Here is a 14,819-nt window from a genome sequence, read left to right on the forward strand (position 1 = left end):
CTTAAGCTCACCAGCCTTTATCAGAATCTTTGCGGTACAGCATCCAGGATCGTACGTCGGAAATCAAGTAGAGCGTTCCGGTCACAACCGCCAAATCGTCCTCCCCGGTCCGCTCGGTCAGCTGCGCAAGCGCCGCCTTCCAGTCCGGCTCCACGGTAACGTCGATCGTTTTGTCCAGCTCCCCAAGCGTACTCCGTGCCAATTCGGCCAACGATCCGGCCTCCGCCTTCTTGAAGAAGTCGGGCTCGGTCACGATAAGCGAATCGGCCAGCGGAAGCAGGTGCCGCAGTACGCCCTCGTGCTGTTTCGTCGGCATCATCGCGATCATCAGATGCAGCTTATCGTACCGGTAAATCGTACGGAGCGCTTCGGCCAGCGTTTCCGCTCCTTCGGGATTGTGCGCTCCGTCGACCAGCACACGCGGAGCTCGGCCGACCATCTCGAGACGGCCCGGCCACCCGGCTGACCGCATCCCTTCCCGAAAAGGCTCCTCGTCCATGACGACAGCGTAATATTGACGCAGCACTTCCAGCGTCATCAGCGCTAGGGCGGCGTTTTTCAACTGATGCGCCCCGTTCAGCGTAATGTCGATTTGATCCAGGCTGCGGAACGGACCCGTGAAATGAAACGATTGCTGATCCAACTCGGAGCGGACCGGCTCGTAGCGGAACTGATCGTTCATCAAATAGAGTGTGCTTTTGCGCCCGGCCGCGACTTTGCGGATCACTTCGATCGTCTCAGGCTGCTCCACGGCGCTGACGACAGGGACGCCCGGCTTAATAATTCCCGCCTTCTCTTCGGCCACCGCCGGCAAGCTGTCGCCGAGTATTTCCATATGATCGTGTCCGACGTTCGTGATGACCGAAACGATCGGCGTAACGACGTTGGTCGAATCGAGCCGCCCGCCAAGTCCCGTTTCCCAGACGACGAAGTCGGGGTACGTCACTTTGGCGAAATACAGCAGCGCCAGCACCGTCGATACTTCGAACATCGTCGGCGCGCCCCACTCGGTTTCGGCGATTTCGTCGAAAATCGGCTTCAGCTCGTTTACGAGCCGGACGAGCGAGTCGTCGTCGATATCTTTGCCGTTGTATTGAATCCGGTTCTGATATCTTTCGATAAACGGAGAAGTAAACGTTCCCACGTCATAGCCGCAAGCCGTCAACGTTTTCGTCAGAAAGGCGCAGGTCGATCCTTTGCCGTTCGTTCCGGCAACGTGAATGAATTTCAGCCGTCTATGCGGGTGCCCGAGCTTCTCCATGAACAGCTCCATCCGCTTCATGCCCGGGCGTATGCCGAACTTCATCCGGCCCGTGATCCAATTCACCGCTTCGTCCGCCGTCCGGAATGCCGATTGTGCGGATTCGGTCGCTTCATTCATACGTCTCATCCCTTTACTATATGAATTTGGTACGTAAAATTGATGGTCATCGGTCCATTTCCGGAAAACGGCCTGCAGAGCCGATACTCCGCAGACCGTTCCGATACAGTTCCCCCAGAAGTGAAGAACTGCTAATTTATCCTTTCAATTCGGCGAGACGGGCCAGCACTTTCTCCCGTTTCTCGGCGTAATCGCGCATTTTCGCTTTTTCTTCCTCGATGACTTTGGCCGGCGCCTTCGCCACGAAGCCCTCGTTGGCCAGCTTCTTCTCGACGCGCTCCACTTCCGCGGTCAGCGTCTGCACTTCCTTCTCGAGCCGCGCCAATTCCTGCGAAATATCGATCAGCCCCGCAAGCGGCAGGAACAGCTCCGCGCCGGTGACGACGGCCGTCATCGCTTTCTCCGGATGCGCAAGAGCGGTGCCGATCTCAAGGCCCGACGTATTGCAGAACCGGCGAATGTACTCCTCGTTGCGTTTCAATATCGAGAGCGTATCGTCTGAGGAAGCGCGGACGAGCAGCTCGACTTTTTTGCTCATCGGAACGTTCACTTCGGCCCGGATGTTGCGGACCGCGCGAATGGTATCCATCAGCAAATTCATTTCCGCTACGGCATCCGGAGCTTCCCATTTGGCGTCGTAGACCGGCCATTCCGCGAGCAGAATCGTATCGCCCTCATGAGGCAAATGCTGCCATATTTCTTCGCTGATGAACGGCATGAACGGATGGATGAGCCGCTGCGTCCGATCGAGCACGTAGGCGAGGACGGACTGCGTCGTTTTCTTGGCGGAGGCATCTTCGCCGTAGAGCGACAACTTCGCGAACTCGATATACCAGTCGCACAGATCGTCCCAGATGAAATTGTACAAGAGACGCCCGGTTTCGCCGAACTCGTAGCTGTCCATCAGTCGGGTCACTTCGGCCGCGGTTTCGTTCAGACGGTGCAAAATCCAGCGGTCGGCCGTACGCAGCTCGCCGCTCAAATCGATGTCGGCGGCCGTGAAGCCTTCCAGGTTCATGAGCGCGAAGCGCGAGGCGTTCCATATTTTGTTGGCAAAATTGCGAGCCTGCTCCACTCGCTCCCAGCGGAAGCGCAAGTCCTGCCCCGGCGTGCTGCTCGTGGACAGCATATACCGCATCGCGTCCGCGCCGTATTTCTCGATCACTTCGAGCGGGTCTACGCCGTTGCCGAGCGACTTGGACATTTTGCGGCCTTCGGAGTCGCGGACAAGTCCGTGAATAAGCACGTCCTTGAACGGCATTTGCCCGGTGAACTCGAGCGAGCTGAAGATCATCCGCGACACCCAGAACGGGATAATATCGTAGCCCGTGACGAGCAGGCTTGTCGGAAAATATTTGTCCATATCGGCCGTCTTATCCGGCCAGCCGAGCGTGGAGAACGGCCATAGCGCCGAGCTGAACCACGTATCGAGCACGTCCTCGTCCTGCTTCAAGTGCTCGCTGCCGCAATGCGAGCATTGCTTCGCATCTTCCCGAGCTACCGTAATGCCGCCGCAATCGCCGCAATACCAGGCCGGTATACGATGTCCCCACCACAGCTGACGCGAGATGCACCAGTCGCGGACGTTTTCCATCCACTGCAAGTACGTTCTCTCGAACCGGTCGGGCACGAAGTTGGTACCTTTGCCCGATTTCTGCGCTTCGATCGCAGCCTCGGCCAGCGGCGCCATATTGACGAACCATTGCGTGGACAAGAAAGGCTCGACGACCGCACCGGTACGCTCGCTGTGGCCGACCTGATGGACGTGCTCCTCGATTTTGAGCAGGATGCCTTGGTCCTTCAAGTCCTGCACGAGCTTCTTGCGGCAGTCGAAGCGGTCCATGCCTTGATACGGACCGGCGTTCGCATTCATCGTGCCCGTCTCGTCCATGACGAGAATTTGCGGCAATTGGTGCCTCTCGCCGACTTCGAAGTCGTTCGGATCGTGTGCGGGCGTAATTTTCACGGCGCCGCTTCCGAACTCCTTGTCGACATATTCGTCCGCGACGACCGGAATTTCACGGCCGATGACCGGCAGGAGCAGCATTTTGCCGATCATATGCTTATAGCGCTCGTCCTCGGGATGAACCGCCACCGCCGTATCTCCGAGCATCGTTTCCGGACGCGTCGTAGCGACTGTAATGTGCCCGCTTCCGTCTTTGAGCGGGTATTGCAGATGGTAAAGGCCGCCCTGCACCTCTTTGTGCTCGACCTCGATGTCCGACAGCGCCGTGCGCGCCTCCGGATCCCAGTTGATGATCCGGTTGCCGCGGTAAATGTACCCTTTCTCGTACAGTTTGACGAAGACTTCGCGCACCGCGCGCGACAGCCCTTCGTCAAGCGTGAACCGCTCGCGGGAATAGTCGAGCGAGAAGCCGACTTTGGCCCACTGCTCGCGGATCGTATTCGCGTACAGCTCTTTCCATTCCCATACTTTCTCGAGGAACGCTTCGCGGCCGAGATCGTGGCGCGATACGCCTTCGGCTCGCAGCTTCTGCTCCACCTTCGTCTGCGTGGAAATCCCGGCGTGGTCCGTACCCGGCAGCCACAAAGCGTCGAAGCCCTGCATCCGCTTCATGCGGATCATAATGTCCTGCAGCGTGCAATCCAGCGCATGGCCGATATGGAGCATCCCCGTCACGTTCGGGGGCGGTATGACGATCGTATAGGGCTTGGCATCGGGCCGTTTGCCCGCCTCGAACACGTGATTCTCCAACCAGTAAGCATACCATTTGGCTTCCGCCGATTTCGGATCGTACGTCGTCGGCATAGCAACCGACGGCTGCGATTTTGCGGTTTCCTGCATTTCCGTCATGACAACAACCTCCCGTTTGATTCCGCCGCCTTCAGCCAAGCGCGGCTCCAAAAAGAAAACAAAAAAGCCTTTCGCCGCAAAGGACGAAAGGCATTGCTTCCGTGGTACCACCTTTATTCCGCGCCCATCGTAAACGAGGCGCGACACTTCAAGCAGATAACGGCTGCGGCCGGCCGGTTCACGTGACGGGCGTCCCTCTCGTCCGCTGCTTGGCGGCATGAGGGCGGCCGATCGTTCCGGCGACTCGGGGGCGACTTCGACAGTTACATCCTGCGGAACCTCACAGCGCTTGCGGTCCGCTCTCTGAAGGGTTGGCTGCCTACTACTCCCTTTCAAAGTCTTTGTGTATGAATTGTTTCCCCGAAACTTCGCTTCACTTTATGGGGGTTTATACACTATATTAAACATTTTGGACGGTACAGTCAATGAGCCTTCCGTTTAATCCCGCTTCATTATTTGTTTGACTACGTATATGCTGAGCGCGATCAAAGCTGTGATCCATAGCGCTTGGTACACCGTATGGACTGCGGACGACAACCCGATCGCCTCCGTTCCTGCGTTTTTCTGTATAGCATCAGCATATCCAAAGGACGGGGGTTCATACACTTGGAATAAGGACCAATACCGATAAATCTTCATACTATGTTCTGGATCCTATACTCGTAGAAACGCACAATCGAATTTCGAAACGGGGTGAGTCGTTCATGGACAAATGGTGGTGGAAAATCCGGTATACCGTTAAAGGCGTCGTCTTCCCGCTCATTTGCATTCAGTTCGTGCGTACGCTGCTGCTGCCGACGGGGCTTGATGTCTTTATTTTGTTCGGATTGTTTCTGATCTATCTCGGTTTTTTGCTGAATGTATATTAAGCACGTACCGATGCTTGTCCGCCCGGACCCGTTAAATAACCCCACAAAGTGGAGCCTTCCTTCGAAGCTTATTTCAATTACTTTGCGGGGACCCCGAAATTTATAAACTCTATATAGGTTAAAAGACGCGCCGCCGCTCAGCCTTATGGCTCAACGGGACGCGTCTTTCGCATGTTAACCGCCGGTCAGGGGATGTAGATCACTTGGCCTTCCGTCACCTCTTGATCGCTCAAGCTGTTGTACAGGCGAATTTCCTGAGGCTTGCGGTCGTATTTCTTCGCGATCGATTCGACCGTATCGTCCTTATGTACGATACATAGGCGCACTTTCCGGAATTGCTGCTCTTCGTTTGCGGACAAGAACAAGTTTTTCCACTCCAGCACATCGGAGGCGCCCGTCTCGGCGACCGGCTCCGGGATAGGAACGGGCTCGCTGCGGAACGACTTGCTTTGGCGTACGGCGCTAGACGCGGCTTGAGAGGCGGCCGATCGGTTGCGGTAATCGTCGCCGCTTTTGCTCAAATAAGATTTCAGATCGAACGGTTGAGGGGTTTCCGGCTTTTTGCTGCCGAAGGCGATCTTCATCCCGCTCTTCTCGTCTTCGTCCGCGCTTGTCGCCGTTTCGGCCACTTCCGTCGTTTCGGAAGGCTTGTTCCCTTCCGCAACCTCTTCATCGTATTGAGCCAAAGCTTCGTAATCTTCGAAATTGCCTTCCGGCAGCTCGTCGCGGATTTTGTCCGTCCGCTGGCTTGTCGTAGCGACTGCCGCGGGCTGAGGCGCGATACCCGCCTGCGGTTCTTCCGGCTGCTGCAGCGTCTGCGGTTCCAGAGATTCTACCGGCTCTTCGGCTTCCTGCTCTTCTTCTGCTCGTTCCGGCTCTTCCTCTACCAGTTCCTGCTCCTCGACTCTTCCCTGCGTTTCCGCCATCCATCCGCCGGCTGACGAATCGTCCGCTTTGGCAGGCTCGTGCACGAATAAAACCTCTTCCTCGTCCTGCCACCCCCCTGCATTGCCCGACATCATTTCGATACCGCTCAAGGAGAGCACGCCGGTTACGTTAAGACTGCGCGGAGACAGCAAATCGATGTCGAAGTTTTCGATTTCGACGGAGATGTCGTCCACGCTGCGAATCCGGTTGATCGGCAGCGTAATTTCCACCGGAATCGTATGCTCGAGCGTCTTCGTTTCGCGCGAGTCGCCCTCCGCTTGTCCCGAGTAGGTGCCGACCAATAACAGATACCCTTTCACAACTGCTTGATCCCCTTCGACGGCGACCCGGATTTGCGGGGTTAGCTCGACCTCGTCCAACTCATAGATGGCGGACACCTCTTCCGGCAAATGAACGCGTTCGTAAATATCGAAGCGCAGACCGGGCTGCTGTTCGCTCACGGTAACTCCTCCTTCCATAACGTCCTGCCATAGTCATTTGTCAAGAGCGTTCTATAAATGATATGGACGAAGGAAACGGAGCATGACACGTTTTTTATAAAAAAGCTTGAGGCAGGGACATTCCCTTCCCGGTGAGACCATTTGTCGTCGACATGAAGGCTGCTGTCAATGGAGGTTATCTCTTTCGCCGCCGAGACGTTCCCCGGCCGATTTCGTTCTCCGGTACGCTCCGTATACGATAAGCAGCAGCAGAATTGCGAACAACAGGCCGATGCCGTACAGCTCGAGCGGGAAATCAAACACGTAATAGCGCTTCATTCCATTCACCTGATTTCACCGTTTTTTCCTATTATTTTATCAAAGAGCCGATCCAAAACCAAACGGGATTATGATATGATGGTGGATGATGGGTATAAGCATAGGAGAAGGAGAGGACTGCGGTGAGTAATGCCATCCAGCTATTGGTTCAGACCAAAAGACAGCTAGGAGGATGGAGCTGGTTCAAAAAAACATTGCTGGCGTTCGCGCTGATCATTTTCGGTACGTCCAGCTTTTTATATTTGACCCCTCCCGGATTGTCGATACGCGAATTTTTGGCACAAACGGTCATTTCGACACAGCACCGGGACTGGGCTTGGATCGTGGTCGGTGCGGAGAAGCGCGACTACATGGTGAAGATGTCTCATCAATTCACGGAAACATCGGCGCTGGAGAAACAGGATTTTACGATGATCAAGCACGATCCCGTCCGTCGGGCGCGCTCGGTCGAAGAGCTGATCAGCGAACCGAAGGACATATCCGGACAGTTTTGGAAAGGCAAAATGATCTACGTATACGACCCGACCTCCGTTCGAGTCGTCGTGCCGAACAAAGTCGGCGAAGGCGAACGGATCAGCTCCATGGTGAAAAGAACCGGAGCCGTAGCGGGCATTAACGGCGGCGGTTTCGTCGATCCGGATGGGCTTGGCAACGGTTTTGCCCCTATCGGACTCATTTTGTCCGGTAATGAGGCGGTTTATGCGGACGTCGAGCCGTCTACCGCCCAGCATATTATCGGCTTCACCAAGGAAGGAACGCTCGTTGTCGGCAAGTACAGCCTTTTCGAGCTGCAGGCGATGGGCGTCAAAGATGCGGTGTCGTTTCTGGCCCCTCGGCTGATCGCCAACGGCAATCCGCAAATTACGACCGGCGACGGCGGCTGGGGACGCGCTCCCCGTACCGCGATCGGGCAGAAGGAAGACGGGACGCTTATTTTCGTCATTATTGACGGCCGTCAGACGAGCAGCGTCGGCGCCACTTTGAAGGAAGTTCAAGATCTGCTCCTGAAGGAAGGCGCGGTCAACGCCGGAATGATGGACGGAGGAGCTTCCTCCGAACTGGTAGTGAAAGGCGAAGTGCTAACGAAGCCGTCAAGCCGGTATGGCGAGCGCAGATTGCCGTCGGGCTTACTCGTATTTGACGAGCCGGATTCGTATAAGGTAGACCGGATTTGGGATAACTTGGGCAAAATCGATCCGGGCGGAGCTTACGACCATCCGGACTTCTTGAAGGAGCAGGCGGAGCTGAAGAGGCAGCAGCAAAATCAACCGAAAAAAGTAGAGCCGGAAAAGACGACGGAACCTCCCAAAACGCAGGAGTCCGCCAAGACACAAACCGGCAGCGATACTTCTACCAAGACTACGACTACGCCGCCCAAGACGGGCAATACGAATACGTCCGGCGAGAAACCGGCAGGCGGAACGACAGGCGGCGGAACACCTGCCAGCGGATCGAACACTGCCGACAGCGGCGGCGCTGGCGCGCCAGCCGGAAGCTCCAAACCGGATACGCCTTCCGGCAGTACTACGGGGGGCACGACAGCGCCCTCAACAGGTACCGGAACCCCCGCTCCCGGCGGCAACGGGAGTACGGGAGGCACGACAAACGGCACCGCGCCGGCGGCCGGCAGCGGTACAGGAGCACCTGTACCGGGTACCGGCAGCACAAGCCCTGCCGGTAGCTCCACAACGACTCCGGGCGGGGCACCGGCAGCAAGCGGAGGCGGAAGCGGGCAACCGGCAACGCCTTCCGCTCCGGCGGCCGGCGGTACGACGGGCAGCACAGCGGGCAGCGGCAGCACGACAAGCACAACCGGTACATCAAACGTAACCGGTACTGGGGCCGCAAACAGTCCTACATCCAACGCCACGGGTACATCGGCTTCAACCAATACGACAGTTTCATCAGGTTCGGCAGCTTCGGCCGGTACAACCGTTACTTCCGGCACAGCAACTGCCCCTACAGGCACTACCGGTACGACAGCACCCGCTCAATAACCTACATAATCGGTTTTGTAAGCCTTTTCGCAGCAATTTCTGCTGAGCGGAACTGTATTTCCGTTATCAACCGCAAAAACGAGACTTCTGCCAAAATTGCGGAACTATAATCCGTTATTCCGCTTTTTGGCCGTCAGTGACTCAATAAATGAGTCGAATAACGCACTAGAGTTCCGCTAAGAGCGAGGAATGCCGGGAAATATCCTATTTAACGGACTAGATTTCCGCTAATCAATGCAAGCGGAAGAAACGAAGGGCGGCCACAAGGCCGCCCTTCGTTTTCTTATTCCCTCTGCCACGCTTAGAGCCGCTTCAACGCTTCATAATGCGCACCGATGGTCGCTTCGATATCTTCATCCGTGTGTACGGCCGATACGAACATTCCTTCGAACTGGGACGGGGCTACGCTTACACCCAGGTCCAGCATGTTCCCGAAATACCGTCCGAACTTTGCCAAGTCCGACGTTTTCGCGGTGTCGTAATTGATAACCTTCGTTTCCGTAAAGAAAGGACATACCATCGACCCGATCCGATTGATCGAAGAAGGAACGCCCAATTCCCGCGCATTGCCCAGGAAGCCTTCCTCAAGACGCGCCGATTTGCGCTCCAGCTCCTCGTATACGCCGGGCGCTTCAAGCAGCTTCAACGTCGTATAGCCGGCCGCCATCGCAAGCGGATTGCCGGACAACGTCCCTGCTTGATAGATCGGGCCGCTCGGAGCCATCCGCTCCATAATGTCGCGTCTACCGCCGTACGCGCCTACTGGGAGGCCTCCCCCGATGACTTTGCCGAGACACGTCAAATCGGGAGTGATGCCGAATACGCCTTGCGCGCAATGGAAGCCGACGCGGAAGCCGGTCATCACCTCGTCGAAAATGAGCAAGCTGCCGAATTGCCGCGTTACATCGCGCAGCCCTTGCAAAAAGCCGGGCACAGGCGGAACGACGCCCATATTACCCGCTACCGGCTCCACGATGACGGCGGCGATCTCTTCACCGAATTTCTCGAACGCCACTTTAACCGATTCCAGATCGTTGTAAGGAACCGTAATCGTATTGACCGCCACGCCCTCCGGCACTCCCGGGCTGTCAGGCAGCCCGAGCGTCGCGACACCGGAGCCGGCTTTAATAAGCAGCGAATCGGCATGGCCGTGATAGCAGCCTTCGAATTTCAAAATTTTGTTCCGCCCCGTAAACCCGCGCGCCAGACGAAGCGCGCTCATCGTCGCTTCCGTCCCGGAATTGACCATTCTGACGATTTCGATCGAAGGCACCCGCTCGCAAACGAGCTTGGCCATCGCCGTCTCGAGCTCGGTCGGCGCCCCGAAGCTCGTTCCTTTCTCGGCGGTCCGCTTGATCGCTTCGACGACTTCGGGATGGGCATGTCCCATAATGAGGGGTCCCCACGAGCCGACATAATCGATAAACGAGTTGCCGTCGATGTCGTAAATCCGCGAGCCTTCGCCCCGATCGATGAAGGCGGGCGTCAATCCGACCGATTTGAAGGCGCGCACCGGGCTGTTGACGCCCCCGGGTATGTACCGTTTCGCTTCCTCGAAAGCCGCCGCAGATTTCCGGTCGTCCCGCGATTGTTGTTGTCCCGACATCTGTACACTCTCCTCATTTTTCGTATTTCCGCTATGCGAATGCCATTTCATCCGTTCCTTCTGTATGGTAAAATGTGTGGGTGATGGCATTAGGTGAAACGAGGTTTTGCAATATGATCGACTTCCTGCAGCAAGTCCCGTTATTTTACAAGCTGAACGACAAGCAATTAAGCTATATCGCCGAAATTTGCACGAAGAAGCAGTTCAAGGCGGGAACGATACTGTTTCGCGAGAAAGAACCCGGCTCCGTGTTCTACATCGTGTATTCCGGCTCGGTCAAGCTGTTCATGTCCAGCCAATCGGGCGAAGAAAAAATATTATCCGTATTCAAGTCGGGTGACAGCTTCGGCGAGCTGTCGCTCATTGACGGCAAACCCCGTTCCGCCAGCGCGCAAACGCTCGAAGATTCCACGATGATCGTCTTGAGCGCTAACAACTTTCTGGAGCTGCTGAAGTGGAACTTCGAGATTACACTCTGCATTATGCAGGAGCTGGCCCAACGGCTGCGCGACACGAACCAGCACGTCCACGACCTTACGTTCCTCGATGCGCGATCCCGGGTCGTCAAAAATTTGATTCTGCTGGCGAACAAAAACGGTACGCGCAAAGGGACGACCATCCACGTGAAGCTGGCGCTGAACTTCGACGAAATTTCCCGCATGGCCGGCGTACAGAAGACGGTGCTCATGCAGGTGATGCGCGATCTCGAGGAACGCGGAGTCATCAGCGTTTCCATGAACGAGTTTACGCTGCATCTCGACCGGCTGAGAGCCGGCAGCTGACGCCGATGCGTTGATTACACACCCGACAAATAGGACGCGGCCGCCTCGGCTGCGTCTTTTGCTTGCCTGACGCAGTCCGGAATACCGACCCCTTCGAACGCCGCCCCGGTCACGAACGTCCCCGGCAAGTCGGTGCGAAGCCTTTCCTTCAGCCGCCGAATCCGATCCATATGGCCGACCTCGTATTGCGGCATCGACCGGTTCAAGCGCGTCACTTCCACGAACAACGGCTCTTCCCCGATGCCCATCAATTCGAACAGATCGCGCTTCACCCGGAAGACGATCTCCTCGTCGGACAGTTCCTTCCACTCCTGATCGCCGGAACGCCCAACGTAGCATCGGATAAGCGCCTTTCCGTCCGGAGCGGTGTGGAGCCATTTGGATGAGGTCCACGTGCAGGCGGTAATAAACCGGCCCTCCGTACGCGGTATAACGAAGCCGGATCCATCCAGAGGGTGGGACAGCTTCTCTTTGTCATAAGCAAGCACTACATTCGCCACAGAGACATAGTCCATCTCTCCGAGCCATCCGGCGTCCGGGACGTCTTTCAGCAGCGGTGCCATAGCGTATGCCGGCAGCGCCATAATAACCGCATCGGCTTCTATTGCTTCTCCTTCATCAAGCCATAGCTTGTACCCGTCGTTATCCCGCTCGAGCCCCTTTACTTCGGCTTTGATGTCGAACGTATCCTGCAGCTCGTTCCTTAACCCTTCCAGCACCGTCACAAGGCCTTTCCGATAAGTCAGGAATACGCTGGAACGATCCTTCGGCGGAATAATTTCGGACAGCTTCGAAGGAGGCGGCGGATTCAGCTTGCCTGCCGCCATTCCTTTGATCAGGCTGCCGTATTTTTGCTCGATCTGATGAAATTGCGGAAAGGTCGCCTCCAGGCTGAGCTTGTACGTATCTCCCGCATATATGCCGGCCAGAATCGGCTCCGCGATATTCCGGAGCACTTCCTTCCCGAGCCTTCTTTCGAAAAAATCGCCTACCGACTCGTCCCCGGTTTCCTTCCTCTTCGGAAGCACATAGTCCATAGCCGCTCTGGCTTTGCCGACCGGCGAGATGAGATTCGTCCCTATAAACGGCTTGATTTCCGTCGGAACGCCGAGCGAAAGACCGCGCGGCATCCGGTGAAGCTTGCCTTTATGCACGATATACGTTTTATTCGCCTTCGGGTTCAGTCCGGTCAATTCGCGTTCCAGCCCGAGGTCTCGCGTCAGCTCGATCATCGGCAGCTTGCGCGCCAGAAACGAATCCGGCCCTTGCTCGATAACGAAACCGTCCCTGTGGAGCGTACGAATTTTGCCTCCGAACATATCGCTCTTCTCTACGATCGATATATCCGCATCGATGTGCCGATTATCAAGCGCCCGTTTGACATAGAAGGCGGCGCTCAACCCGCTGATCCCCCCGCCCACGACGACGACGTGCTTGCGGCCGTTCTCTGTATGTTCCATGATGGCATTGTCCTCCCCGCTTGCTTTCGATGAGCCCGCCTACGCCGCTCAAGCCTGCCCGAGTTGATCCGCCACCGCATCGCTTAATGTTTTCATATATAACGGATCCGTATTGAGCGAAGCCGTGCGCTCGAGGTGCATCCCCAGCCGCTTCGCCAAAGCTTTACATTCGATATCTACATCGTACAGCACTTCCAGATGGTCGGACACGAATCCGATCGGGCAAAGGAGCACGTTCTGCACGCCTTCTTCGCCGTGAATCGTCTCCAGCACATCGAGAATGTCCGGCCCAAGCCACGGCGTCGCGGTTTGCCCCGCGCTCTGCCAGGCGAACTGCCAGTTCGTCACGCCCGCTTGCTCGGCGACCGCCTTGGAGGATGCAAGCAGCTGATCCGGATACGGATCGCGCATCTCCAATATTTTCTCGGGCAAGCTGTGGGCGGAGAAAATGACTCTTACGTGTTCTTTCGGGATGCCCTCGAACCGTTCAAGCGCCACCGCAACGCGTTCCGACAATGCCCGGATCAGCAGCGGATGCAGGTGATAGCTTTTGACGAAACGAATGTTCAACCCTAGCGGCTTCGCCGTTTCTTGCGCGCGCTTGATATAGCCGCCTACGCTCATCACGGAATAGTGCGGCGCCAGCACGACGCCGACCGCTTCCTTGATTCCGTCCGCCGCCATTTGCTTTACGCCGTCCTCGATGAACGGCGAAGCGTGCTTCAAGCCCTGATAGCACTTGAATTCAAGCTCCGGATGTTCCCGGTTCAACGTTTTCTCCAGCTCTTCCACTTGGCGGTTCGTATTTTCGCGCAGCGGGAAAAACCCGCCCACGATTCGCTCGTACCGGTCGGTCAGCGCCTTCAACTGCTCGGGCGACGGCGGAGAACCGCGCCGGATATGGGTGTAATACGCCTCGATCTGGTCCATGCTTTCCGGCGTGCCGTACGACATGACGAGAACGCCTATTCTTCGTTTCGACAAATCAATTCGCCCCTTCCGCGACCTTGAGCCGTTTAATGGCGCTCTCCGAATATTCGTGAATGAAACCCGTCAGCGCCTTCAGCTTGTCGAGCGACGCTTCCGGGAACAAACCGTGCCCCAAATTGAATATATAGCCGGGACTTTGCAGCCCTTCGTCGATCAACGCTTGCGCCTGCCGCTCGATCACGTCCGCGGGTGCCGTCAAGATGTAAGGATCGAGGTTGCCTTGCACGGCAAACCGGTAATCCAGCCGTTTCCGCCCTTCGCGGATCGGAACTCTCCAGTCGAGCCCGATAACGTCGGCTTCGAGGTGGTGCAAATAAGGAAGAAGCTCCCCGGAGCTGACGCCCGGGAAATAAATTTTCGGCTGCGGCAAGTCCGACAACCCGGCGAATATGCGGGTTATCGTAGGCAGCACATACGTTTGGAAGTCGACCGGGGACAACGAGCCTACCCAGCTGTCGAACAACTGGACCGCCTTCGCTCCCGCCGCGATATGGGCGCGCAAATAAGCGATTACCATGTCGCCCAGCTTGTCCATAAGCGAGAACCATACTTCGGGCTCGGAATACATCATTTCCTTGGTCCGGATATAGCTTTTGGACGGCCTGCCTTCGATCAAGTAGCTCGCAATCGTAAAAGGAGCGCCGGCAAACGTAATGAGCGGCACTTCCAGCTCGCGGTCGAGAATGCGGATCGTGTCGATAATGTGCGACAAATCGCCATCGATGTCGATCGGGCGCAGCTTGCGGACATCTTCCGCCGTACGGAGCGGGTTGTCGATAACCGGGCCGACATTTTTGACAATATCGAAATCGATCCCTATCGATGCGACCGGATTCATAATGTCGGAATACAAAATGGCGGCGTCCACCCCCAGCTTGCGCACCGGCATCAACGTCACCTCGGCGGCCAATTCGGGCTGCCTGCATATTTCAAGCAAAGAATACTTCTCTTTAATCTTGCGGTAATCGGGATCATACCTTCCGGCCTGGCGCATATACCAGACGGGTAGCCGATCTATCGGCTGCTTTCGGCATGCCCGGATGAATGTGTCGTTATAAGCCATATCCGATTCTCCTCTTTCTCATCCGCGCTTTAGGGAGGTGATGCGGTTACTCTCCCGTTTCCAATCTTCATTATGCCCGATTTTACCGGTAGTAACAACTGAAGACGCGCTTATAATCCGACAAAACTATGACAAAAAGAAAGAATTGTC

The 14,819-nt window shown here is 56.4% G+C and carries 11 protein-coding genes; 3 read left to right on the forward strand and 8 right to left on the reverse strand.

Going from position 1 to position 14,819, the window contains the following annotated elements:
- Window positions 1-7: 7 nt before the first annotated feature.
- Both FE783_RS01700 and FE783_RS01705 read right to left on the reverse strand, forming a co-directional pair.
- Entirely contained in the window at window positions 8-1,381 is a 1,374-nt protein-coding gene (locus tag FE783_RS01700) for a bifunctional folylpolyglutamate synthase/dihydrofolate synthase (RefSeq protein ID WP_138877571.1), read from the reverse strand.
- A gap of 136 nt (window positions 1,382-1,517) precedes the next feature.
- Window positions 1,518-4,187 carry a valine--tRNA ligase gene (locus tag FE783_RS01705; RefSeq protein WP_138877774.1) on the reverse strand — a complete coding sequence of 890 codons (2,670 nt, stop codon included), beginning with the start codon at window positions 4,185-4,187 and terminating at the stop codon, window positions 1,518-1,520.
- Window positions 4,188-4,900: 713 nt separating this feature from the next.
- Between FE783_RS01705 and FE783_RS37880 the strand changes: the two genes are divergently transcribed.
- Window positions 4,901-5,065, forward strand: a complete 165-nt coding sequence (locus tag FE783_RS37880) for a hypothetical protein (RefSeq protein WP_202916108.1) — start codon at window positions 4,901-4,903, stop codon at window positions 5,063-5,065.
- 185 nt (window positions 5,066-5,250) lie between these two features.
- Here the strand turns inward: FE783_RS37880 and FE783_RS01710 are convergent, their stop codons facing one another.
- Both FE783_RS01710 and FE783_RS37360 read right to left on the reverse strand, forming a co-directional pair.
- The gene (locus tag FE783_RS01710) at window positions 5,251-6,453 is read right to left on the reverse strand and encodes a LysM peptidoglycan-binding domain-containing protein (RefSeq protein WP_158301572.1); all 1,203 of its coding nucleotides are present in this window, start codon (window positions 6,451-6,453) and stop codon (window positions 5,251-5,253) included.
- Between the two features lie 165 nt (window positions 6,454-6,618).
- Entirely contained in the window at window positions 6,619-6,771 is a 153-nt protein-coding gene (locus tag FE783_RS37360; protein WP_158301573.1) for a hypothetical protein, read from the reverse strand.
- 122 nt (window positions 6,772-6,893) lie between these two features.
- Here FE783_RS37360 and FE783_RS01715 point away from each other — a divergent pair, with 122 nt between their 5' ends.
- Window positions 6,894-8,768 carry a phosphodiester glycosidase family protein gene (locus tag FE783_RS01715; RefSeq protein WP_238402824.1) on the forward strand — a complete coding sequence of 625 codons (1,875 nt, stop codon included), beginning with the start codon at window positions 6,894-6,896 and terminating at the stop codon, window positions 8,766-8,768.
- Between the two features lie 301 nt (window positions 8,769-9,069).
- Here the strand turns inward: FE783_RS01715 and hemL are convergent, their stop codons facing one another.
- A complete protein-coding gene (gene hemL / locus FE783_RS01720) occupies window positions 9,070-10,374 on the reverse strand; it encodes a glutamate-1-semialdehyde 2,1-aminomutase (protein ID WP_138877573.1) in 1,305 nt (434 codons plus the stop codon).
- A gap of 113 nt (window positions 10,375-10,487) precedes the next feature.
- Here hemL and FE783_RS01725 point away from each other — a divergent pair, with 113 nt between their 5' ends.
- Window positions 10,488-11,156 carry a Crp/Fnr family transcriptional regulator gene (locus FE783_RS01725; RefSeq protein WP_158301574.1) on the forward strand — a complete coding sequence of 223 codons (669 nt, stop codon included), beginning with the start codon at window positions 10,488-10,490 and terminating at the stop codon, window positions 11,154-11,156.
- 14 nt (window positions 11,157-11,170) lie between these two features.
- On the opposite strand, the gene hemG is transcribed toward FE783_RS01725, so the two are convergent.
- The 3 genes from hemG to hemE are packed head-to-tail and all read right to left on the reverse strand — an operon-like array spanning window position 11,171 to window position 14,669.
- Entirely contained in the window at window positions 11,171-12,616 is a 1,446-nt protein-coding gene (gene hemG / locus FE783_RS01730; RefSeq protein ID WP_138877575.1) for a protoporphyrinogen oxidase, read from the reverse strand.
- Between the two features lie 48 nt (window positions 12,617-12,664).
- Window positions 12,665-13,600, reverse strand: coding sequence for a ferrochelatase (gene hemH, locus FE783_RS01735; protein WP_138877576.1), 936 nt, complete (start codon window positions 13,598-13,600; stop codon window positions 12,665-12,667).
- Between the two features lies 1 nt (window position 13,601).
- Window positions 13,602-14,669 (reverse strand): uroporphyrinogen decarboxylase, encoded by a 1,068-nt coding sequence (gene hemE / locus FE783_RS01740; protein WP_138877577.1) that lies wholly within the window; start codon window positions 14,667-14,669, stop codon window positions 13,602-13,604.
- Between the last annotated feature and the right edge of the window lie 150 nt (window positions 14,670-14,819).

This window comes from Paenibacillus mesophilus, from assembly GCF_005938385.1.
Classification (GTDB): Bacteria; Bacillota; Bacilli; order Paenibacillales; family NBRC-103111; genus Paenibacillus_AB; species Paenibacillus_AB mesophilus.

Coding starts and splice junctions, on each gene's coding strand:
- FE783_RS01700 (WP_138877571.1), bottom strand. CDS start 1,381: ATGAATGAAGCGACCGAATCCGCACAATCGGCATTCCGGACGGCGGAC.
- FE783_RS01705 (WP_138877774.1), bottom strand. CDS start 4,187: ATGCAGGAAACCGCAAAATCGCAGCCGTCGGTTGCTATGCCGACGACG.
- FE783_RS37880 (WP_202916108.1), top strand. CDS start 4,901: ATGGACAAATGGTGGTGGAAAATCCGGTATACCGTTAAAGGCGTCGTC.
- FE783_RS37360 (WP_158301573.1), bottom strand. CDS start 6,771: ATGAAGCGCTATTACGTGTTTGATTTCCCGCTCGAGCTGTACGGCATC.
- hemL (WP_138877573.1), bottom strand. CDS start 10,374: ATGTCGGGACAACAACAATCGCGGGACGACCGGAAATCTGCGGCGGCT.
- FE783_RS01725 (WP_158301574.1), top strand. CDS start 10,488: ATGATCGACTTCCTGCAGCAAGTCCCGTTATTTTACAAGCTGAACGAC.
- hemG (WP_138877575.1), bottom strand. CDS start 12,616: ATGGAACATACAGAGAACGGCCGCAAGCACGTCGTCGTCGTGGGCGGG.
- hemE (WP_138877577.1), bottom strand. CDS start 14,669: ATGGCTTATAACGACACATTCATCCGGGCATGCCGAAAGCAGCCGATA.